The 21,737-nt window shown below is 42.7% G+C and carries 20 protein-coding genes and 1 pseudogene; 7 read left to right on the top strand and 14 right to left on the bottom strand.

From position 1 onward, the window contains the following. Positions 1 to 376 precede the first annotated feature (376 nt). Positions 377 to 967, bottom strand: coding sequence for a GTP cyclohydrolase II (gene ribA, locus Xsze_RS16030; protein ID WP_038233621.1), 591 nt, complete (start codon positions 965 to 967; stop codon positions 377 to 379). 404 nt (positions 968 to 1,371) lie between these two features. Between ribA and Xsze_RS16035 the strand changes: the two genes are divergently transcribed. From Xsze_RS16035 to Xsze_RS16055, 5 genes and pseudogenes are all read left to right on the top strand, one after another. Continuing rightward, a complete protein-coding gene (locus tag Xsze_RS16035; protein ID WP_038233620.1) occupies positions 1,372 to 1,686 on the top strand; it encodes a LapA family protein in 315 nt (104 codons plus the stop codon). Between the two features lie 6 nt (positions 1,687 to 1,692). Then, complete coding sequence (gene lapB / locus Xsze_RS16040) at positions 1,693 to 2,862, top strand: lipopolysaccharide assembly protein LapB (RefSeq protein ID WP_038233617.1); 1,170 nt, start codon at positions 1,693 to 1,695, stop codon at positions 2,860 to 2,862. 120 nt (positions 2,863 to 2,982) lie between these two features. Beyond that, positions 2,983 to 3,723 carry an orotidine-5'-phosphate decarboxylase gene (gene pyrF, locus Xsze_RS16045; RefSeq protein ID WP_038233615.1) on the top strand — a complete coding sequence of 247 codons (741 nt, stop codon included), beginning with the start codon at positions 2,983 to 2,985 and terminating at the stop codon, positions 3,721 to 3,723. Continuing rightward, on the top strand, positions 3,716 to 4,039 hold the full coding sequence (yciH, locus tag Xsze_RS16050; protein ID WP_038233613.1) for a stress response translation initiation inhibitor YciH: 324 nt from the start codon (positions 3,716 to 3,718) through the stop codon (positions 4,037 to 4,039). The genes pyrF and yciH overlap by 8 nt, the downstream gene beginning before the upstream one ends. 237 nt (positions 4,040 to 4,276) lie before the next feature. Continuing rightward, positions 4,277 to 4,447 (top strand): annotated as a pseudogene (locus tag Xsze_RS16055) (helix-turn-helix domain-containing protein); the annotation flags it as partial. Between the two features lie 201 nt (positions 4,448 to 4,648). On the opposite strand, the gene Xsze_RS16060 reads toward Xsze_RS16055, so the two are convergent. The 10 genes from Xsze_RS16060 to rsxA form a co-directional block, all read right to left on the bottom strand. Beyond that, positions 4,649 to 4,852: a hypothetical protein gene (locus tag Xsze_RS16060; protein WP_038233610.1), complete on the bottom strand. Its 204-nt coding sequence runs from the start codon at positions 4,850 to 4,852 to the stop codon at positions 4,649 to 4,651. An 85-nt stretch (positions 4,853 to 4,937) separates the two neighbouring features. Then, complete coding sequence (gene bla, locus Xsze_RS16065) at positions 4,938 to 5,855, bottom strand: class A beta-lactamase (protein ID WP_038233607.1); 918 nt, start codon at positions 5,853 to 5,855, stop codon at positions 4,938 to 4,940. Between the two features lie 160 nt (positions 5,856 to 6,015). Continuing rightward, a complete protein-coding gene (locus Xsze_RS16070) occupies positions 6,016 to 7,956 on the bottom strand; it encodes an exoribonuclease II (RefSeq protein ID WP_038233603.1) in 1,941 nt (646 codons plus the stop codon). 872 nt (positions 7,957 to 8,828) lie between these two features. Beyond that, entirely contained in the window at positions 8,829 to 9,461 is a 633-nt protein-coding gene (gene nth / locus Xsze_RS16080) for an endonuclease III (RefSeq protein WP_038234087.1), read from the bottom strand. A 14-nt stretch (positions 9,462 to 9,475) separates the two neighbouring features. Then, positions 9,476 to 10,180 (bottom strand): electron transport complex subunit E, encoded by a 705-nt coding sequence (locus tag Xsze_RS16085; protein ID WP_038233600.1) that lies wholly within the window; start codon positions 10,178 to 10,180, stop codon positions 9,476 to 9,478. 2 nt (positions 10,181 to 10,182) lie between these two features. Beyond that, positions 10,183 to 10,809, bottom strand: a complete 627-nt coding sequence (rsxG, locus tag Xsze_RS16090; RefSeq protein WP_038233598.1) for an electron transport complex subunit RsxG — start codon at positions 10,807 to 10,809, stop codon at positions 10,183 to 10,185. 17 nt (positions 10,810 to 10,826) lie between these two features. Next, complete coding sequence (gene rsxD, locus Xsze_RS16095) at positions 10,827 to 11,906, bottom strand: electron transport complex subunit RsxD (protein WP_038233596.1); 1,080 nt, start codon at positions 11,904 to 11,906, stop codon at positions 10,827 to 10,829. A gap of 12 nt (positions 11,907 to 11,918) precedes the next feature. Beyond that, positions 11,919 to 13,919, bottom strand: coding sequence for an electron transport complex subunit RsxC (gene rsxC / locus Xsze_RS16100; RefSeq protein WP_038233594.1), 2,001 nt, complete (start codon positions 13,917 to 13,919; stop codon positions 11,919 to 11,921). Further along, positions 13,912 to 14,535, bottom strand: a complete 624-nt coding sequence (gene rsxB / locus Xsze_RS16105) for an electron transport complex subunit RsxB (RefSeq protein ID WP_038233592.1) — start codon at positions 14,533 to 14,535, stop codon at positions 13,912 to 13,914. The genes rsxC and rsxB overlap by 8 nt, the downstream gene beginning before the upstream one ends. Continuing rightward, positions 14,535 to 15,116, bottom strand: coding sequence for an electron transport complex subunit RsxA (gene rsxA, locus Xsze_RS16110; RefSeq protein WP_038233590.1), 582 nt, complete (start codon positions 15,114 to 15,116; stop codon positions 14,535 to 14,537). Before rsxA ends, rsxB begins: the two co-directional genes overlap by 1 nt. 314 nt (positions 15,117 to 15,430) lie before the next feature. Here rsxA and Xsze_RS16115 point away from each other — a divergent pair, with 314 nt between their 5' ends. Both Xsze_RS16115 and Xsze_RS16120 read left to right on the top strand, forming a co-directional pair. Next, the gene (locus Xsze_RS16115; protein WP_038234084.1) at positions 15,431 to 16,471 is read left to right on the top strand and encodes an oxidoreductase; all 1,041 of its coding nucleotides are present in this window, start codon (positions 15,431 to 15,433) and stop codon (positions 16,469 to 16,471) included. 44 nt (positions 16,472 to 16,515) lie between these two features. Further along, complete coding sequence (locus Xsze_RS16120; protein ID WP_038233588.1) at positions 16,516 to 17,517, top strand: bile acid:sodium symporter family protein; 1,002 nt, start codon at positions 16,516 to 16,518, stop codon at positions 17,515 to 17,517. Positions 17,518 to 17,612: 95 nt separating this feature from the next. Here the strand turns inward: Xsze_RS16120 and add are convergent, their stop codons facing one another. From add to manA, 3 genes are all read right to left on the bottom strand, one after another. After that, positions 17,613 to 18,614 carry an adenosine deaminase gene (add, locus tag Xsze_RS16125; RefSeq protein WP_038233585.1) on the bottom strand — a complete coding sequence of 334 codons (1,002 nt, stop codon included), beginning with the start codon at positions 18,612 to 18,614 and terminating at the stop codon, positions 17,613 to 17,615. Between the two features lie 126 nt (positions 18,615 to 18,740). Then, positions 18,741 to 20,396, bottom strand: a complete 1,656-nt coding sequence (locus Xsze_RS16130; protein WP_038233583.1) for a YdgA family protein — start codon at positions 20,394 to 20,396, stop codon at positions 18,741 to 18,743. 163 nt (positions 20,397 to 20,559) lie between these two features. Continuing rightward, positions 20,560 to 21,732, bottom strand: a complete 1,173-nt coding sequence (gene manA / locus Xsze_RS16135; protein ID WP_038233580.1) for a mannose-6-phosphate isomerase — start codon at positions 21,730 to 21,732, stop codon at positions 20,560 to 20,562. Positions 21,733 to 21,737 lie beyond the last annotated feature (5 nt).

A 21,737-nucleotide genomic window follows, 5' to 3' on the forward strand; every position in this document is an offset into this window, starting at 1 on the left:
TATGCATAAAACGATTTATATGATTAACATGATCCCTGAATCTTTTCTCAGGTATGCCATCAATGGCGTCGTGTTATTCAGGATGAGTTATTCAGAAGTTTGGCGATGTGTGTAAATTAATTTTAATGATGCAGTGTTATGCCAGACATAATGATCAGAATAAAGTGATCTGCTTTTAATTTCGTACTCACTTTATTTTCAACCCCAGCTTATTTTCAACCTGAAACCGGCAAATCCATTGCCCGTATTTTCAGGAAAAACCGCTGGACTAAATATCATGAACTGCCATGCTACAAGCTCATGCCAAAATGATGTGTATATTTATGACAATAGAGAAAAGCCTGCACACTATTTTGACGATGCCGGACAAGGAGCATCACTTGAACAACAAGTGTCCCAACCGGCTGGCTTTTGTATCCAAATAGTACGAATTTTTAGGATTCCGGCCCACAATCAGAGGGACACGTTCAGTGATGTTAATACCCGCTTCGGCCATAATTTCAACTTTTTTAGGGTTATTGGTCAGAAGGCGGATTGCATGAATACCCAGTAACTTATACATATCTGCACAAAGGGTGAAATCCCGTTCGTCAGCCGCGAAACCCAACTGATGGTTAGCCTCAACGGTATCAATGCCCTGATCTTGCAAGGCATAAGCCCGAATTTTATTCAATAAGCCGATATTGCGACCTTCCTGACGGTGATATAACAGAACTCCGCGACCTTCCTGACTAATTTGGGATAAGGCGGTTTCCAATTGAAAGCCACAGTCACATCTCAGGCTGAATAAGGCATCTCCCGTAAGGCACTCTGAGTGGATCCGAGATAATACAGGCACATCACCAGAAATATCGCCGAAAACAAGGGCAATATGGTCATGACCTGTTTTGATTTCTTCAAAACCGATCATTAAAAATTCGCCCCATAGAGTAGGTAACTTCGCTTCAGCGACTCGTTTTAGCTGCATTTTAGTATTCATATTTTGATTTGGCTCGTTATAAATATTGTGGCGCTCAGAGTAATGTTGGTTGAAAAAACAGCTAAGACCACAAGGGATTTTTTCTGGTTACCATGCACATGGAAGCCGGCATTGTACCAGAATTTATTAATGCGGATGAACATAAAGAGTCAGATTCTGTAATATTTACATGCTAGACTATAAACAGCTTTTTCAGATGTGCTGAGTGAACATGTTTTGGAAAAATGCTGTATTGGATAGAGATAAATCGAATAACATCACAAAAAGGAGTAAATCAGCGTTTGTTGCAATAAATTGCTTCCTTTGCGTGGACGAGAAATGCTAATTTAACACGCCACTATATGTCTGTTATTTGGCATACCAATCAGCAACAATGGATAACAGGAAGAAATGTGAAATATTTTTTGATCTTATTACTGGCACTGGTTGTTTTTGTTATCTCAGTGACACTGGGAGCAAATAATAATCAGGTAGTGACATTTAATTATTTGATAGCTAAAGGCGATTACTCTGTCTCCACTTTGTTGGCCGTGCTGTTTGCCATCGGTTTTACTCTCGGTTGGGGGATCTGCGGTGCATTCTATTTGCGTACTATTGTTTCTTTAAAACGTGCAAAACGTAAAATCAAACGACTAGAAACCCAGCTGGAACAACCAACTGAATCATCCACAAAATCTGTATCGACCGTAGCATTAAACAAGGAATAATTATCCATGTTAGAGCTGTTGTTTCTGTTGCTTCCTATTGCTGCCGCTTATGGTTGGTATATGGGGCGCAGGAGTGCTCAGCGAGACAAACAGCAATCTGCCGATCGCCTCTCGCGCGAATATGTCGACGGTGTCAATTTTTTGCTTTCCAATCAGCAGGATAAGGCAGTTGATTTATTTCTTGATATGTTGAAAGAGGATAGCTCTGCGTTTGAAGCTCACTTAACTCTGGGGAACTTATTCCGTTCTCGTGGTGAAGTTGAAAGGGCTATCCGCATTCACCAATCGTTGATGGAAAGTGCTTCATTGACTTTTGAGCAACGTTTGCTTTCTATCCAACAACTTGGCCGGGATTACATGGCGGCGGGGGTTTATGATCGCGCCGAAAACATGTTTATCCAATTGGTCGATGAAACTGACTTCCGTGAAAATGCCTTCAATTCCTTATTGACTATCTACCAATCAACCAGTGACTGGAACAAAGCCATTGGGATCGCGGAAAAACTGGTAAAACTGGGTAAACACCATTTCCGAGAAGAAATTGCCCATTTTTATTGTGAGCTCGCGTTGCAATGCATGGGAAGCGAAGATTTTAATGCGGCGATTGGCTACCTGCATAAAGCCGCTCAGGCAGATAAAAATTGTGCCCGGGTTTCCATCATGCTGGGGCGCATTTATATATCCCAAGGTGAGTATGCCAAAGCAACCGCAGCATTGAAACTTGTGCTGGAACAAGATAAACAAGTTGTCAGTGAATCCCTGCCAATGCTGCAAGAGTGTTACCATCATCTTTCCCAGCCGGAAGAGTGGGAGACTTTTGTACAACGGTGCGTAGAAGAGAATTGTGGTGCGATCGCAGAACTTTATCTGGCTGACATTATAGAGAAAAGAAACGGGCGTGATATTGCCCAAAATTATATTAACCGTCAGTTAGAAAGACATCCGACTATGCGGGGGTTTTATCGCCTGATGGATTATCATCTGGTGGATGCGGAAGAAGGGAGAGCCAAAGAAAGCCTGCTCCTGTTGCGCAATATGGTAGGCGAACAAATTCGGACAAAACCTGACTATCGATGCCACAAATGTGGTTTTACTTCTCGCTCGTTATATTGGCATTGCCCGTCATGCCGTTCATGGGATTCGATTAAACCGATCAGAGGACTGGATGGTCAGTGATGTTGCAACGTTGGCATAAATAAATTTTTGTGAGAAATATGTTTGATTATTTACATATTTTTTCTTTATTCATTTAAGTTAATAAATAATTAAATTCATTGGTAAATGAAAGGGCCTAAAATGACTTCCCACACAGCTCAAACTTTAAATAAACAGATTGACTCACCTGTTATTGTTGCATTGGATTATGACAATCAAGATGAAGCGCTGTCATTTGTCGATAAAATTAATCCACAATTTTGTCGTCTAAAAGTGGGCAAAGAAATGTTTACTTTGTATGGCCCACAATTTGTGCAGGCATTGCACCAACGCGGTTTTGATGTGTTTTTGGATCTTAAATTCCACGATATTCCCAATACAACGGCAAGAGCGGTTGCTGCTGCGGCAGAGCTGGGCGTTTGGATGGTCAATGTACATGCAAGTGGTGGCGCGAGAATGATGACAGCCGCCAAAGAAGCATTGTTAGCCTATGGCAAGGATGCTCCTTTGCTGCTCGCAGTAACCGTATTGACCAGTATGGAACAGTCAGATCTGTCAGGCATCGGGATTGATATGACACCAGCGCAACATGCTGAGCGCCTAGCATTACTGACAAAACAGTGTGGGTTGGATGGTGTGGTATGTTCAGCCCATGAAGCCCAGCAACTGAAAACAGTATGTGGGCAGGAGTTTCAACTTGTTACGCCTGGTATCCGCCCTGTCGGGGCAGATGCGGGCGATCAACGTCGCATTATGACTCCACCTCAAGCCGTTCAAGCAGGGGTTGATTATATGGTGATCGGGCGTCCAATTACCCGCGCAGAAAACCCGGAACTGGCATTACAACAAATTAATCAGTCTATCGGGATCGTTCATGGATAATAACTCTCGCTTAGTTTACTCAACCGATAGTGGTCGCATCCACGAAGAAAAATCCCAACCGGTTCGCCCGAAAGGGGATGGCATTGTGCGCATACAGCGCCAAACCAGCGGGCGTAAAGGGAAAGGTGTTTGCGTAATCAAAGGGATTGATGCTGATGATCAAACGTTAGCTAAATTGGCCGCTGAATTAAAAAAGAAATGCGGTTGCGGTGGTTCAGTTAAAGAGGGTGAAATTGAGATTCAGGGTGATAAACGTGACCTGCTGAAACAGTTACTGGAAGAAAAAGGAATGAAAGTAAAACTGGCAGGGGGTTAAGCCAAGTTTTTATGTGGCAGGCGATGTATTGTACTCGCGCATTTAACCCTGATATACGCGGTATTGGCTTTGTAGTAATGCCTGCCATATTCTACCTGTCACAGAGTACAATGGAGCCAGAAATTCTGGTCCATTACCCGCTTTCGTGTGCGGAAGTACCACCGCACGTTTTGTCGTAATAATGCTGTGCAATATCAGGTTGGTCACGGCGAAGTCATCGACAGTATCATCAATCACGTGAAACGATTACAAACCTTCAAATTCCAGTTAAGACCCCATGGTCAGCAGGAGCGTGAAATGAAACGCTTTGTGGGTTCGTGTCGTTTTGTTTTTAATCATTCCCTTGCGCGTCAGAATGAGGATCATGAAGCGGGAAATAAATATCGCCCCTATGTCAAAATGGCTTCGTGACTGGTTGAGTGGAAAATGGCAGCTGAAATAAATATCCGTTAGAGTCAAAAAGACCTTTGTGAATTAGTTAATTTTACCCTTGTAATTATCTGTGATCATTCTTGGCATAAAATGGTTGTAAGGATATATTAGAGCATTGTGCCCCGATATATCCTTGTAATTTAAAAAGTAGGTAAATTCAGAATCTATTATTCTTGATTACATTATGCGGCCTATTGTTGGAGCAATTAAAAACAATAAAGCCAACATTGCGTATAAAACCTTTAAGGCTATTTTTTTTGTTTTAAATGTCGCATAGGAAAAAACCAATCCGCTAAAAACACAAAAAAATCCATATGAATAGCCAAATAAAGCGACTTTAAACAGCAGATACTCAATTATATCGTAGGTTGAAGAAGACATATTCCCTCATGTATCTTATTGTCAATGATATAAATATACCAAGATAACTCACTGTAACCCACTCGGAAATGAGTAGAAGTTAACCTTACTCTGTTTCACTGTTTTGGATCATAATACGGGCAGTTTCTGCCAATATATCAGGGCGGGCGACGGCATTCTTGTCATTGGGTTGGGTAAAATATGTTACTAAAACCAATGGTGGGCGGTTGTTTTCCGGCCAGATAACAGCGATATCATTTGTTGAACCGTAGTCACAGCGACCTGTTTTATCTCCTACAACCCAGTTTTTGGGAACACCGGCCCGGATACTGGTAGCGCCAGTTGTGTTTCCTTTTATCCATTCGACTAATTGATTACGTTGTTCGAGAGCCAAAGCATGGCCTAGTGCTAGGTGATATAAACTATCAGCCATGGATTGTGGCGTTGAAGTATCACGCTCATCATTGGGTATGGCGGTATTTAGCTCTGGCTCTTTGCGGTCGAGTCGAAAGTGCTTATCACCGATGGTTCGTGCAAATTTAGTGATCTCATTTGGTCCTCCAAGTGCATCGAGAATGAGATTCATCGCCGTATTGTCGCTATATTGAAGTGTTGCTGAACTCAATTCGCCTAACGTCATTCCATTTTTAAGGTGTTTTTCCGTGATGGGGCTGTATTCAACCAAATCTGATTGCTGATAGTGGACTTGTTGATTCAATAAATGATCGCTTGTTTCACTCTGTTTCAGAAGGGCGGATACAACCATGAATTTACTGGTACTACACAGAGGGAAACGCTCATTTCCCCGATAAGCAATGATGGAATGGTTTGCTGTATTTATCAGAACAGCGCCGAGGCGACCATTAGCATTTTTTTCTAATATTAAAAGTTTTTCTGTGATCTGATTTTGTTGGGATGCATGACTCTGATGTTCAGTTGCGTTGGCTGGCAAAGTGATCAAGGCCCCAAGCAAAGGAAAAAGCGCAGTAGTCATGTTTGTCCATTTAAATGAAAAAAATTGCATATAGAAAATCCTTATGTTCATCCGCCACTGAAATCTATCGGGGCGATTTTATTGGTGTTTATAATAAACGAAAGATACAAAACTGCCGCCATTTACAGGCGGCAGTGTACTTCATTGTATATGATTATCGCATATATAGGATATTGTCTGTGGGATTAACTTAACCTACAGGGCGAGCCACGATATTGCGGGTTTCCATTCTGACTTCTTCAATGCGGACATTGATTATGTCATTCAAACGGTAGGCAACTTCACCTTTAATTAACACAGAACCGGTTTCCTGACTGCATTGAAGTTCATCTCGGACAGCATGTAAGAATGGCCCGGGGATGAAAGCAACTGCGCCGTTATCAACCAAGCGAACACGCAGGCCTCCACGGGTAATATCGATAATTTCTGCTGGGAATGTTTTATCTGTGCCTGCATGTGGATGAAGGAAACGAGCATAGAGCCAGTCACCGACATCACGTTCTGCCATGCGGTTTGCGCGACGACGTTCGGTTAATTGCAGGCAAATTTCTTCATTGGGTTTTTCGGCTTCTGTTTGCTGGATAGCGGCTTTCAACAAACGATGGTTGATAATATCGCTGTATTTTCGGATAGGGGATGTCCAAGTGGCGTAAGCCGCAAAGCCTAATCCAAAATGAGGGCCGGGTTCCGTTTTTATTTCTGCAAATGTTTGGAAGCGGCGGATGCGGCTGTCCAGGAATTGCGTTGGTTGTTTATCTAATTCACGGCGTAATTCACAGAATCCTTGCAGCCCTAACAAAGCTTCGGCATTGGCTTCGATACCATGTTCTTTAAGTGTATCGACAACTTGTTCAATTTGAGCGCACTCGAATCCGGTGTGAACATTATAAACCCCAAAACCTAATTTATCGCGCAGGATCTTGGCAGCGCACAGGTTGGCCGCAATCATAGCCTCTTCGACAATGCGGTTGGCTGAGCGGCGTTGTTCAATCACGATATCAACGACATTGCCTTCTTTATCAAGATTAAAGCGATAATCTGGGCGCTCTTTGAAAACTAAGGCATGTTGCTGACGCCAGCCATTCCGCCGATCACACATTTCTTTCAAAAGTGAAATTTGCGTTTTAACTGCGTCTGATTCTGGTTTCCAGCCTTCCTGATCTTCCAGCCAATCTGAAACTTCGTCGTAAACCAGTTTGAATTTCGATTCTACCCATGCAGAGAAGAATTGGATGTCATCACCCAATTGCCCATCTTCCAGAATAGAAACCTGACAAACGAGAGCAGGGCGGCGGACATTTGGGCGCAGAGAGCATAAATCATCAGACAGCTCGCGAGGAAGCATAGGGATGTTGAAGCCTGGCAGATAGTTGGTGAAACTACGTTGATAGGCTATTTTATCCAGCTCACTATCCGCCTTGATATAAGCGGTTGGATCAGCAATTGCAATTGAGAGCTTCAGACTGCCGTCATCATGTTTGGCAATATGGAGGGCATCGTCCATATCTTCTGTTGTTGCACTGTCGATAGTAACAAAATCGAGATGAGTCAGATCAATGCGCTCAAGAGTGCCGTCATCCAATTGGCAGTCGGTCATGGCGGGTGCTTCACGTTCCAGGTTGTGGCGTGTCAGCGTTACCCACCAAGGAGCATAATGGTCATCACCTTTGGTAATGTAACCGGTAATTTCAGCATAGAAGCCCCGATCACCTTTTAGAGGATGACGGCGCATTTCAGCGACAGCCCAGTCCCCTTTTTCAAAGGCATGAGTAATATTATTAGAAGGACGGCAAGGAATGGTATCTTTCAATAAAGGATGATCTGGAATAATCCATAGGCGATTGTCATTTTCTTTTTTTTGGACTCTTCCGACAAAACGAGTCAAAAAGGGTTCAATTAGTGTTTCAGGTTCAGCGATTTCTTTGTCTTTATCCGTATGAATAGCTGCTGTAACCCGGTCACCATGCATGACTTTTTTCATGTGAGGAGGTGGAATGAAGTAGCTTTTTTGCCCATCGACTTCTAAAAAACCAAAGCCTTTTTCGGTGCCTTTGACTAAACCTTCTACACGTGTGGTTTGATCGTGTAATTGCTGTTTTAGCTGCGCAAGCAGCGGATTATTTTGAAACATAATATCTGGGGAGTATGGAGTTATTATCGGTAATTTTAGACAACAGTTTTACGCGAATCGAGGTTATGGAGCAAGTAACATCTTATCAAAACAGGAAAAACTGTGTGATGAGATCAATTATTCGACATTTACAGCAGATAGTTATCTTACCCTTGCAGATAGTGATTATGATTGAGCTATTAATATATTAAGTTAAATTCAGATTGATTACTTTTTTAATTTCTGTGTTGTCGATTAGATTGCCCCAATTCTGCTTAAATATAATAACTATATGATAAAAAATATTATTTTCACCTTTAAGGTTTTTGCAAAGTATATTAACCAAATTAATAGAAACAGTGACGAGAGTGTTTTACCTCTATTAGTTACAACATACTTTTTATTACCAAACAATCCACTCAACCTAAACTTCACCTACAATATTCGCTTACCAGACCAAAGATAGAAGCCTGGGATTCGAAGTGACAGCTGCATATTCACTTCCCTCTAATGGCCCTATGGTATATGCGATGATAAGACGAGAGGCATCTCGGTGACCTTGGTGTTAAATCGCCATGCACTGGATGTTGATCTGGAAAAAATCGGACTATTCTTGTAGAACAAATGGCTGAACGAATAGCTGAACAAATAGCTAAAATCACATAACGTTTGCTTATTGGTTCAGCTATTTGTTAGCCAGGATTGAATACCATATGAAGGATATCTTTATTTACACTTAAACCTGCCAAAACTATCAGTTGAACATCCATGTCCTGATACAGGAAGAATCGAGCTTAAAGAAGCGAGTGATATCAATTTCAACCGTCACTTTTTGCTAATACATCTCAGGGAGTGTATTCAATTTTATTATTTCCATTCCTTACACATTACTGTCACTCAGTTTTTTCCTGAAACTCGCACAGGTCTTCAATAATACACGATCCACAGCGGGGTTTACGGGCAATACAGGTATAACGCCCGTGCAGAATCAGCCAATGATGGCAATCAACTTTGAATTCGTCCGGAACAACTTTCAACAGTTTCTTTTCGACCTCATCAACGTTTTTCCCCGGTGCGAACTGAGTTCGGTTACTGACGCGAAAAATATGTGTATCTACCGCAATGGTTGGCCATCCGAAAGCTGTATTTAAAACGACATTTGCTGTCTTGCGGCCCACTCCCGGCAACGCTTCCAGCGCAGCGCGATCTTCCGGTACTTCACCCTGGTGTTTTTCCAGCAAAATCCGGCAGGTCTTAATCACGTTTTCAGCTTTGGTGTTATACAATCCAATAGTTTTTATATACTCTTTTAAACCATCCACACCGAGGTCGAGAATGGTTTGTGGAGTATTGGCAACGGGATAAAGTTTTGCCGTTGCTTTATTCACGCTGACATCGGTAGCCTGCGCAGACAGCAACACAGAAATCAGCAATTCGAAAGGTGAATTGAAAACCAACTCAGTTGTCGGGTGTGGGTTGTTATCCCGTAAGCGGGTGAGAATTTCGACCCGTTTTTGTTTATTCATACCTGATTGCACCTTCAGCTTCTTGTGATATGGCTTCCGCAGCCTTTTTCTATGTTGTAACGGCGTTCTTTATTTTCTGAACGGTTTCTCATGCGTTCATCAATAATGTATTTCCCTGCCAGCATCAAACCTAATCCAATAAAAGCACCGGGAGGTAAGATAGCAAGCAAGAAGGGCGAATCCATATGAATAATCTCAATACGCAGTGATTTTGCCCAACTCCCCAGCAGTAAATCCGCGCCATCAAACAGAGTGCCATTACCCAGAATTTCACGTATCGCTCCCAGAACGAATAGGGTAAAGGTTGCACCCAATCCCATAGCAAGACCATCAATCATTGAATGGTAGACAGAATTCTTGGATGCGTAAGCCTCAGCACGGCCAATCACAATGCAGTTAGTGACAATTAGCGGGATAAAGATGCCCAATGATTCATATAACCCAAATGCAAATGCGTTGATTAACATTTCAACGGCACTGACAACAGACGCAATGATCATGACATAAATAGGAATGCGGATTTCATGGGGAACCCAACGTCGTAAGGCAGATACGGCAATATTGGTGCTCAGTAGAACCAGCGTAGTTGCGAGTCCCAGCCCCAGAGCATTCGTTGCCGTGGAAGAAACTGCCAACAGAGGGCAGAGTCCCAGGAGCTGAACCAATGCGGAGTTATTTTTCCATAGTCCCTGGATAAATAGGTTTTTGGTTTCACTCATGATTATTTCTCTCCGCATGTTGGAAGTGAGGAAAGTTGTGTTGGCACTGTTTCCAGATAAAGCGCCGTTCGTTTTACCGCATTGACAACAGCACGGGGAGTAATGGTTGCTCCGGTAAATTGGTCAAATTCACCACCATCTTTTTTGACCGCCCAAGTGTGATCATTTTTTGACATAATCGTTTTGCCAGAGAAAGCATAAATCCAGTTGGAAATACGAGTATCAATTTTATCCCCTAAACCGGGGGTTTCATGGTGCTCAGTTACACGAACACCAAAGACTTTGCCGGAGAAATCAGCCCCAACCAGCAATTGAATGGCCCCTGAATAACCATCAGGTGCGGTACTTTCCAATGCGGCCGCAACAGGGATGCCATTTTTCCGGGCGAGGTAAAGGCGGTGGGATTGTTTGTTACCTAATTCTTTATCTGTGACCAGATAACATTCATCCTGCATTTTGTTGTCGTATAAGGCTGCAGGGACAACTTGATCCAGCAATATCTTATGTTGCAACGCGGTTTGTTCGGCGATCCGATCTTTTGTTAATGAATAGACAATTGCCGTTAATCCTGTCGTACAAGCGGCAAATATCGCAAGGGTAATACCGTGGCGTCGCATAGTTTCTAACATGCCTGTTCTCCCTTTTCCTATTGATGGCCGTAAACACGAGGTTGTGTGTAATGATCGATCAGCGGTACGCAAATGTTTGCTAATAATACGGCGAATGCTACGGCATCAGGATAACCGCCATAAACACGGATAATCCAAATGAGGAACCCGATAATCGCACCGTAAATCAGACGGCCTTTTGGTGTTGTTGAGGCACTAACCGGATCGGTTGCAATGAAAAATGCCCCTAACATGGTTGCACCGGAAAAGATTTGCAATAAAGGTGGTGAGTAACGGGCAGGGTCAATGAGCCAGCTCAGTAATGCACAAGCAGCCAGTGATAAAATAAATGCAGTTGGAATTTGCCAACTGATGATTTTCCGGTTGAGCATAATCAACCCACCAATCAGATACGCGACATTAACCCATTGCCAACCAATACCACCTAAGGTGCCTTGCAGTATAGGTTGTTGTAGTACTTCATTAATATCATGAGTCAGTCTGCCTGTTTTAAAGCTATCCAGTGGCGTTGCCTGGCTTAATCCATCAATGCCTTGCTGTAATTGAAACAAGGTAGAGCCATCAGGTGTATGCCCGGTAAAGATAACCATCAGACTATCCCAAGGGGCTAAGGAGAACATTTGCAAGGATGCTGGTGGTATCCAACTGGTCATTTGCACCGGAAATGAGATCAGAAGAACAACATACCCGACCATGGCCGGGTTAAATGGGTTTTGACCAAGCCCACCATACAGGTGCTTGGCAATAATGATAGCAAAGAATGTTCCGAGCACAATCAACCACCAAGGCGCTAATGGTGGCAGGCTGATCCCAAGTAGCAACCCTGTAACTAAAGCTGAATTGTCTTTGAGATAGGGAGTGACCAATTGTTTTTTCAGCGCAATGGCGGCGGATTCAGCTAACCATGCAGTAATGATCGCCAACAAAATCTGGAACAATGTTCCAGAACCAAATAAATATGTTTGTACGGCAATACCGGGAATGGCAGCTAATACCACCCAAAACATGATTTGACTGGTACTTTTCTTATTATGAGTAAAAGGCGAACTCGCGACTTTCAGTAGATTATTATCAGTGTTTACTGGCCTAAATTTCATCGGTAAATGTCACTATTCTGTTGGAATTTCTTGTTTTTCTTGGGCGGCTTTTTTGGCCCTGACGCGGGCAATTGCTGCGGCAACGGTAGCCTTGCGGGGGTCAATCTCTTCCGGTTCAGCCGCTTCCACGGGTTGCTGAACTGGGGCCGGTGGATTCTGCTCCGCCTTTTTGGCCTTGGCGCGGGCAATTGCCGCGGCAACGGCAGCCTTGCGTGGGTCAACCTCTTCCGGTTCAGCGGCTTTCACGGGTTGCTGAACTGGTGCCGGTGGATTCTGTTCCGCCTTTTTGGCCTTGGCGCGGGCAATTGCAGCAGCAAGAGCGGCTTTACGTGGATCGTCATTATTACCTGATGTTTCTATATTTGAATCCGTGTTTGTTACTGCCTGTTTTTCTGCCTGACGTGCTCGTAACTGTTCTTTTCTGGCCTGACGTGCCGCAATTGCAGCAGCATTGTCTGGAGATTGTCCTGCTTGCACTGTAATAGTTTCGCCGGCATTTGCATGTTTTTCTTTCATGCGGGAAAGGGCAGCTTGTACGGTATTTTTGTCATTACTATCAATTTGAACAGCAGCTTTCTTATGGCGTTCTTCACGAGCCAATTTCTCTCGTTCCATGCGTGCTTGTTTGGCTTCAAAGCGTACTTTAGCTTCAGCAGAACGACGAGTTTCTGAATCAATAGAGCGTATTTCCGCTTTTTCCTGCCGATAATATTGAACCAGGGGAATATTGCTCGGACATACATAAGCGCAGGCTCCGCATTCAATACAGTCGAATAAATTATGCTTTTTGGCTTTTTCGTGTTCTTGCCCACGGCTGAACCAATAGAGTTGCTGAGGAAGCAATCCGGCAGGGCATGCCTCGACACACAAACCACAACGAATACAGGCTTCCTCAATTTCCTTGGGTTCCATTTCTTGTGTTGAGGGAGCAAGAATACAGTTGCTGATTTTGATAATGGGTACATGGAGATCCGGAAGAGTAAAGCCCATTAATGGCCCGCCCATAATCACCATCTGTTCTGGTGCTGGTTTAAATCCGGCTTGTTGTAGTAGAAACTGCACAGGGGTTCCAAGGCGTGCCCAGAAATTACCCGGTGAAGTTACAGCCTCTCCTGTCAAAGTCACAATGCGTTCGATTAACGGTTCTCCGTCGATAACAGCGCGTTTGATGGCGACTACGGTGCCAACGTTTTGCATCAGGACACCAATATCAGAAGAACGCCCACCTGAAGGTACTTCTTTCCCAGTCAGGATCTTGGTAAGTTGCTTTGCACCACCAGAAGGGTATTTTGTCGGAATAACGCGTACAGTAATCGATTTATCGCCTTGGAGGGCTATATTTAAAGCGGCGGTTGCTTCGGGTTTATTATCTTCAATGCCAATCAAAGCCTGCTTAGGTTTGAGCAAATGCATCATGATGCGAATGCCTTCGATAACTTCGTCAGCATGTTCCCGCATTAGGCGGTCATCTGCCGTGATATAAGGCTCACATTCTGCTGCATTGATAATAAGAGTCTTAAGGTTATGCTTTCCTCCCTGAAGTTTTGTGGCCGCAGGGAAACCAGCTCCGCCCAATCCTGCGATACCCGCTTGTTGAATACGTTGCAACAGCGTGGCAGAGTCAAGTGATTTATAGTCAGTAATCTGAATGCGTTCACACCACTGATCTTCACCATCCGGTCGCAGTTTGATACACAATTCCTTCAATCCGGATGGATGAGTGGTCACACAAGGTTCAATCGCAGTAATTGTTCCTGAGGTGGAGGCATGAACAGGCAAAGTCCGCCCGGTACCAAACGTTAATGGTTGGCCTTTTAATACCTTGTCACCCGTTTTTACGAGTAATTCACCCGTCGGCCCCAAATGTTGCTGTAGAGGAATAATGAGTTCATCCGGAAGTGGGGCATAACGGATGGGAGTGCAATTGGATTGCAGTTTCATTTCCGGTGGGTGGATACCACCATCAAAATCCCAGATCTTATTCTTATTGAGCAAGTTGAATAGATTAAACATTAATTTTAACCTCAACAGGCTTAATATCTTGGAAAAGCGTGGGTTCAGGTGTAACTGCAATATTTTTAACCGGAATGGTATTTAAATCCCATTTCCAATTTGAAGTAGTGGTGGCAACTGGGATCATAGCAATACAATCTGTTGGGCAAGGTGCGACGCACAAATCGCAACCTGTGCAGAGATCTTCAACAACGGTGTGCATGGCGCGATTAGCACCGATAATCGCATCGACCGGACATGCCTGAATGCATTTAGTGCAACCTATGCAGTTTTCTTCGTCAATGAATGCAACTTTTCTGACCGGGTTCTGTACGCTTTCATCGCCATCCAACGGTTGCGGATCAACACCCAGTAATTCGGATATTTTGAGCATGACTTGCTCTCCGCCCGGAGCGCATTTGTTGATCATTTCACCGTTATTGGCGACAGCTTCAGCATAAGGCCGGCAGCCAGGGTAGCTGCATTGCCCGCACTGACTTTGAGGCAGCAGATTATCAATTTTCTCAACAATCGGATCTTCTTCTATTTTAAAGCGTCGGGCAGCAAAACCAAGAATTAAGCCAAAGCCTAACCCGAGCACACTTAATACGCCGATAGCAATCCATAATGATATCATCAGAATTTCACCAAACCACTAAAGCCCATAAATGCAAGGGACATTAACCCCGCAGTAATAAGCCCTATCGATGAACCACGAAAAGGGGCAGGAATATTGGCTACAGCCAAACGTTCACGAATGGCAGCAAACAGCACCATCACAAGGGAAAAACCCGCAGCAGCGCTGAATCCGTACACAGCTGATTGCAGGAAGCCGTGAGATTGATTGACATTGAGCAGTGCTACACCAAGTACCGCACAGTTGGTTGTGATTAGCGGTAAAAAGATCCCCAAGAGCCGATAAAGTGTTGGGCTGGTTTTGCGAACGGCCAGTTCAGTAAATTGAACGACAACCGCAATGACCAAAATAAAGCTCAAGGTACGTAAATAAACCAAATCCAGCGGAACGAGGATAAAAGAGTTTATCAGCCATGAACAAACAGAAGCCAGAGTAAGGACAAATGTTGTCGCTAAACCCATGCCAATGGCAGTTTCAAGTTTTTTTGAGACGCCCATAAAGGGGCATAGTCCCAAAAATTTAACCAAAACAAAGTTATTGACCAAAACGGTGCCAATAAATAAGAGAAGGTATTCAGTCATTGCTATACCTGAAAATAATATATTGGAAAATGAAATATTGCTTATATAGCCCGAATAGAAATTCCCCATCTTGCAGAGGGGCAGGGAGTGACAATAATAACAACCAATTATGGTGTATGTTATCGATCTTGTGTGAAAGTCATGTTTACACAGCAATCGTACTTATTTTAGTAATCATACTGATAGCGTGCGTTGATAAAGAAAAAAGAAAGTAGCATAAGAATAGAGATTATTTTAACGTGTGATAGGCGATGATATTTTCTTATGTCATTGTGATTACTGAAGGATATTACGATCATTTTCCAGAGGCTGTTATGAGTGATTTTTTAAGAGTGGGTTTAGTGGGTTATGGCTATGCAAGTAAAACATTCCATGCTCCTTTGATTGTCGGGACTCCCAATGTTGAATTGGTTGCAATTTCCAGCAGTAATGCCGAGAAAGTCAAAAAAGATTGGCCGGAGGTATCGGTTGTTTCTTCACCGGAAGCATTATTCAATGATCCTAATATTGACCTGATTGTGATCCCAACGCCTAATGATACTCATTATCCATTGGCACAGAAAGCGTTGTCTGCGGGCAAACATGTCGTCGTTGATAAACCTTTTACCATTACGGTAGAACAAGCGGAATCCCTAAAAAAACAAGCCGAAGATGCTGGTTTGTTGTTGTCTGTATTTCATAACCGTCGTTGGGATTCTGGTTTTCTGACAGTGCAATCCCTCATCAAAGAAAATACATTGGGTGCGTTGAAGTATTATGAATCCCATTTTGATCGTTACCGTCCTGATGTCAGGCAACGCTGGCGGGAATCGGCGGGTGTAGGCAGCGGTATTTGGTATGATTTAGCCCCACATCTGTTGGATCAGGCTGTTCAATTGTTCGGAAAACCACAGGCCATTACGGCAGATTTAGATATGATCCGCCCAAATGCTGAGACTGCGGATTATTTTCATGCACAACTCAGCTATCCCAATTTGAAAGTTGTACTGCACGCATCAATGCTTGCGGCAGCAGAATCACCTATTTATACCCTCCATGGTATGGCAGGCAGTTATGTTAAATATGGTTTAGACCCACAGGAAGAGCGATTGAAAATGGGTGAGAGGCCACCGCAAGAGGAATGGGGATATGATGCCCGTGACGGATATGTGACGTTGTCACAAAATGATGGGCTGATTACACAAGTGATCCCAACGTTACCCGGTAAATATGGTGCTTATTATGCTGCTATTCGTGATGCCATATTATTTGGAAAACCAAACCCTGTGACTGCGAGTGAAGCTATTTTGATCATGAAGCTTATTGAATCAGGTGAAAAATCGGCAAGAGAACAACGTACCATCTTGATTGATTAACGAATCTGGGCAGGCAAGATAAAGAAGATAAAGGAATGCAGCGGATGAACGTGTTACAGAAATTAAAGGTTGACTCTTTTTTAGTAATATTGATTTCAGTTGTCGTTGTTGCGTCTTTTTTTCCTTGCGAAGGTGAGGCGAAAAAATGGTTTCAGTATTTGACAACAGCGGCTATTGCACTTTTGTTTTTTATGCATGGGGCGAAATTGTCCCGTAATGCTATTCTGGCGGGAATAGGGCACTGGCGGCTGCATTTGGTGATATTCATCAGTACCTTTGTTTTATTTCCGGTATTGGGTATGGGATTGCATTTTATTGTGCCTGAATGGATGTCTCCTACGGTCTATATGGGGTTTCTTTATCTTTGTGCTTTACCTGCCACAGTTCAGTCGGCCATTGCCTTTACTTCTGTTGCTGGTGGGAATGTTGCTGCTGCAATATGCAGTGCTTCTGCTTCAAGTTTATTGGGAGTCTTTCTTTCCCCGCTATTGGTCAGTTTTCTGATTCAAGGTATTGAAAGTATTGAAGGCGAAGCAAATACCGATATCTGGAAAGCAATAAAAGATATTATTTTGCAATTGATGGTACCTTTTGTTATTGGTCACTTATCACGACCTTTGATTGCAGGTTGGGTGGAGAAACACAAGAAACTGGTTAACATGACTGATCGTTCCTCTATTCTGCTGGTGGTTTACGTTGCATTCAGTGAAGCTGTTGTGGAAGGGATCTGGCATAAAATTGATGTTTACTCACTGGTTATGATTGGTATTGTATGCTGCCTTTTATTGGCTATTGTGTTGGCAATTAATGTATGTAACGCCCGTTTGTTTAAATTCAGCAAAGAAGATGAAATTACCATTGTCTTTTGTGGTTCAAAGAAAAGCCTTGCGAACGGAGTACCTATGGCCAACGTGCTATTTCCAGCCCCGATGGTGGGGATCATGTTGTTGCCGCTGATGATTTTTCATCAGATCCAATTGATGGTGTGTGCTGTGCTTGCTCAACGTTATGCACGGAGTCTGAAATCTCGCAATAAGTCGGATTAATAAGTCAGAAATATCAATAAGTTATTGATGTTAAAAAGGCAGGTTAATTCCTGCCTTTTTAATGGATTGAAATAAGTCAGTTCAGAATGAATTCGTTAGCGGCTTGCGACTTTATCTTTCAGTGCCTGTTTTTCTGCGTTACTGAGAAATGCTGTTGATAATCCGTTAATTTGTGCTTGTCTGATTTGTTCAGGAGACAAGCCTGCCGCAGGTGCAGCAATATGATATTCATGATGAATTTCGATACCTTCCACCGCGGGATCATCAGTATTAATGGATGCCAAGATGCTATGCTCAAGGAATTGCTTCAGTGGGTGAGCTTGTAGTGAATTGACAGTGCTGGTCTGTAGATTTGAAGTCAGGCACGATTCAATACCAATACCGTGTTTTGCTAAGTAATCCATCAACACAGGATCGGTAATGGCTTTAACGCCGTGACCAATGCGGGTTGCGCCTAACTCACGGATAGCATGCCAGATACTTTCCGCACCTGCGGCTTCACCGGCATGTACGCTAATGTTCCAACCTGCATCTCGTGCCTGGATAAAATGTTGTTCAAAGAGATGCCCCGGAAACCCTAATTCATCACCAGCCAGATCTAATGCAGTAATGTGTTGCTTATGAGCCAAAAGACCGGCCAGTTCCTGAGAACAGGCTTTTTCGCCAAAGGTTCTGCTCAGAATACCAATCAAGCGAATTTGAATATCATGTTTCTGGCTTGCTGAATGAATGCCATCAATGACGGCTTCAACGACACCTTCAACCGGCAACTGATGTTTCATGGCCATGTAGTAAGGAGAAAAACGCAATTCAGCGTAATCAAGGCCCGCATTAACGGCGTCCTCAACGTTTTCAACAGCGACTCTGCGGCAGGCATCCAAATCAGCCAAAACAGCGACACCCCAGTCCAGTTTTTGGAGAAAACTGATAAGGTCAGGCTCATTTTCAACAATCTGGACATGAGAACGCAATGCTTCCAATTCGTAAGCGGGGAGTAGGATGTTATGTTGGCGGCCAAGGGCTAAAATGGTTTCTGGGCGAATATTTCCATCAAGGTGGCGATGTAAATCAGTCAGGGGAAGCTGCATATCAATCATGTTGTTATCCTTCTTATCAACCTAATATACAAAAAAGCCAGTCAACGTATTGACTGGCAAGAAAATGAAAGCACTATTGATGTTTGAATGAAACCTTAGTTTCTAATTGTTGGCATATACTTCCGTTTATTCTGCTATAGGAAGTTCAGTCTCATTGTACTGATCTTGTTCATCATCATAGGATCCTGTAAAGCCATAATCAAGCAGGAATTGATGCAGACTGTATTCTTTGCCGTTAAATTTCACTTTGTCATTGTCATAATGAAAATTGAGGGCAATGGTGTCTCCGTCTTTAGTTAAAATATTTTCTGATAAAAACCCGGATAACAGCATATTCACTAGTTTTTTTGAATTTTCTTCGGCGTCTTTTTTATCTGTTTTACCGGATATTGTGCTGGTTAAGGAGAATAACTCAACCAGCATAGATTCGGATAATTTCACATCCAAAGACATATCTTTGCTGAGGGCACGGATGACTTTTTCAGTATTTCCAAGTATGCCATTAAAATCATTAGGGTCTTTTGGTAAGTCATTTAATGTAAAGTTAAAGTTTACAGTTCCTTCCCCTTTACTATTTTTGTAGCTGACAGGCATGTTTAATTGTGGGTTGTGTTTCAGCAATGAGGGTAAAAGTGCTAATATGTCGGCATTTAATTTGATTGATTCATCAAGTAAATCGATATCATTCTTATCATTTTTAAATGCTTGGAGGAGAAAATCATATAACTTTTGCTCTAACTGCCCGTGTGCTTGCCCATCCAGATGGTTTAAAGCTGCCCCAACATTGATTGAACCTAAGTCGACATCGTTAACTTTAACAGTATCAATGCCATAAGACGATTGATTGTTTATATTTTTATTTTTATCTTCGCTGATAATGGTAGATGATTTTATTCCTTCTATAGACATGTCCTTAACGTCGCTGGAGAATCCTTTCAGGTTTATTTCGCCTATACTGTAAGCGGTATTACCAAGGTAACTGCCGAATTGATTTCTCTTTATGTCAGATGACGAACCTATATTTTTAATTGAAATAGTCTGTTCTCTTGGAAGATTAAATGCTATTTCACCTCCTTTCATCGTTGATGAAAATTTACTGAGTCTATTATCTTTACCCATATGGACTGTAGCTGAAAGGTCGATATCTTTCAGTGAAAGGGAATTAATGGATTTTGACTCTGGAAGGTTTATTGCCATTCCACCTCCCTTTATGCTTAATGAAAATTCATCTAGCTTGTTATTCGCATCTATATGAATTTTTGCACCAGGGAACCCGAAGGTTGTATTATTTTCTTTATGTTCAACGGGTGCGAGATCGATACCGAAAGATAGCGCTTTACTATAACCGATGGTTGTATCTACAGTGAACAGAGATTTGTCTTTGGTAATTTCGAACAGTTGCTTCAGAGTCTCATTTTTTTCTAGCTCTGTGTGTATTACTGCAAGCTTAGGTGCTAACTTGAATTTTACAACGTTGGCTACCGGAAATGGCCCGTGGCTGATATCTGATTTGAAAATGATACCTTTTTGTTCATCTTGAGAACCTTTGCTGTTTAGAACAAAGGTAACATTGGAACTAAAAATACCTCGTTTAAAATCTTTTTTCTGTAACTCAATCAGATCATTGCCGTCTTTGGGGTATTGCGCTGCAATGATGGCATTGACCTTGGCGAGCTGACTATCGAGGTGATTTTCAATTTTTTTACCTGTATACCATGATGCGCCTGTCCATGCAGCACCCAGAGCAACAATAACACTTACTGCGACTAACGATTTTTTCATGTGGAAATCTCATCCTTTTTTACGCATCTATGATAGAAGTATGCGTTCTGTCTTCATGCAAATAATGGTTGTTAAGTGTACAGACTAACTAAAATATTTTTAATTAGTTTTCACTAAAAATGTGACCAACAACCAATGAGTATAATGATAGTCTTATCAATGCTTAATTAGATACTTTGGCTATTTTTCCGTTGCCATAAACGGTTATGTTTCTTTCCGTAGCGGATAAGAAAATTGATTCACCTGAGTGTAAGACCAGTTGCTGCTCATCAGAATTAATGACAGCCTGACCATCAAAGCAAAATAAAATTGATGCAGAATCATTTTCAAATGTAACAGATTGCTCCAGAAGAGTATAAACAGAAAAAGTAAAGTCATTGACGGGAACAGGATAATTTAAGGCGCTTTTTTCCCGTTTTGGTGTAGTCAACAAAGTATCGGCAGCTTTTGGTATGAAATCTAAATTAGCCATTAACTCCGGTACATCAATGTGCTTACTGGTTAAACCGGCACGTAGGACATTGTCCGAGTTTGCCATCACTTCCAGTGCAACACCTTCGAGATAAGCATGAGGAGTACGTGCATACAGAAACATGGCTTGCCCGGGTTCCAGCTCAACAATATTGAGTAAAAGTGGTGAGAACAAACCATTATCATCGGGATAGAATACAGCCATTTTCCTGATGGTATCCCAGGGTTCTCCCTGACGACGGTTAAGCTCAGATTTTAGGGTTGCAATTGCGGAACGCTTTTGCTTCCCTTGCATATTCAACAAACCGGCAAAAAGAAATGATAAATGTTTTTCGTCAGGTTGCCGGAGGAACACAGAAATATCCGGGTGGGCATCAGCAACATAACTCAGTAACTGTGCAATCTCCGTTAACGGGCGGAAGGAGTTCATTGCCCTGAATGGTGTCAATGCATAAACCAGCTCTGGTTTATGGTTATTATCTTTATAGTTGCGTTGTGAGGAATCCAGGGGAATTCCGGCCTCATTTTCTTTGGTAAATCCTATTTCCGCAGATGCCTTATCCGGGTGTACCTGAATCGAAAGGGGTTGGGCTGCGCACAAAACCTTAAATAAGAAAGGTAAGCGTTGAAACTGATGAGCCACTTTTTTTCCAAGGTATTGCTCAGGTGCTTTGGCTATCAGTTCATTTAAAGTCATTGATTCACCGGTATGGGGATCTGCAATCAATGAACTGCATTTTGGGTGTGCGCCCATCCAGAGTTCTGCCATCGGCTGATTATCGGGGTTTTGGATGCCATAAATATCCGTTAGCGCGGTTTTACTTCCCCAATCATAATGTTGAATGTTATTGGTCATTTTCAGCATGGCGA

This window comes from Xenorhabdus szentirmaii DSM 16338 (genome assembly GCF_002632585.1).
Taxonomy (GTDB): Bacteria; Pseudomonadota; Gammaproteobacteria; order Enterobacterales; family Enterobacteriaceae; genus Xenorhabdus; species Xenorhabdus szentirmaii.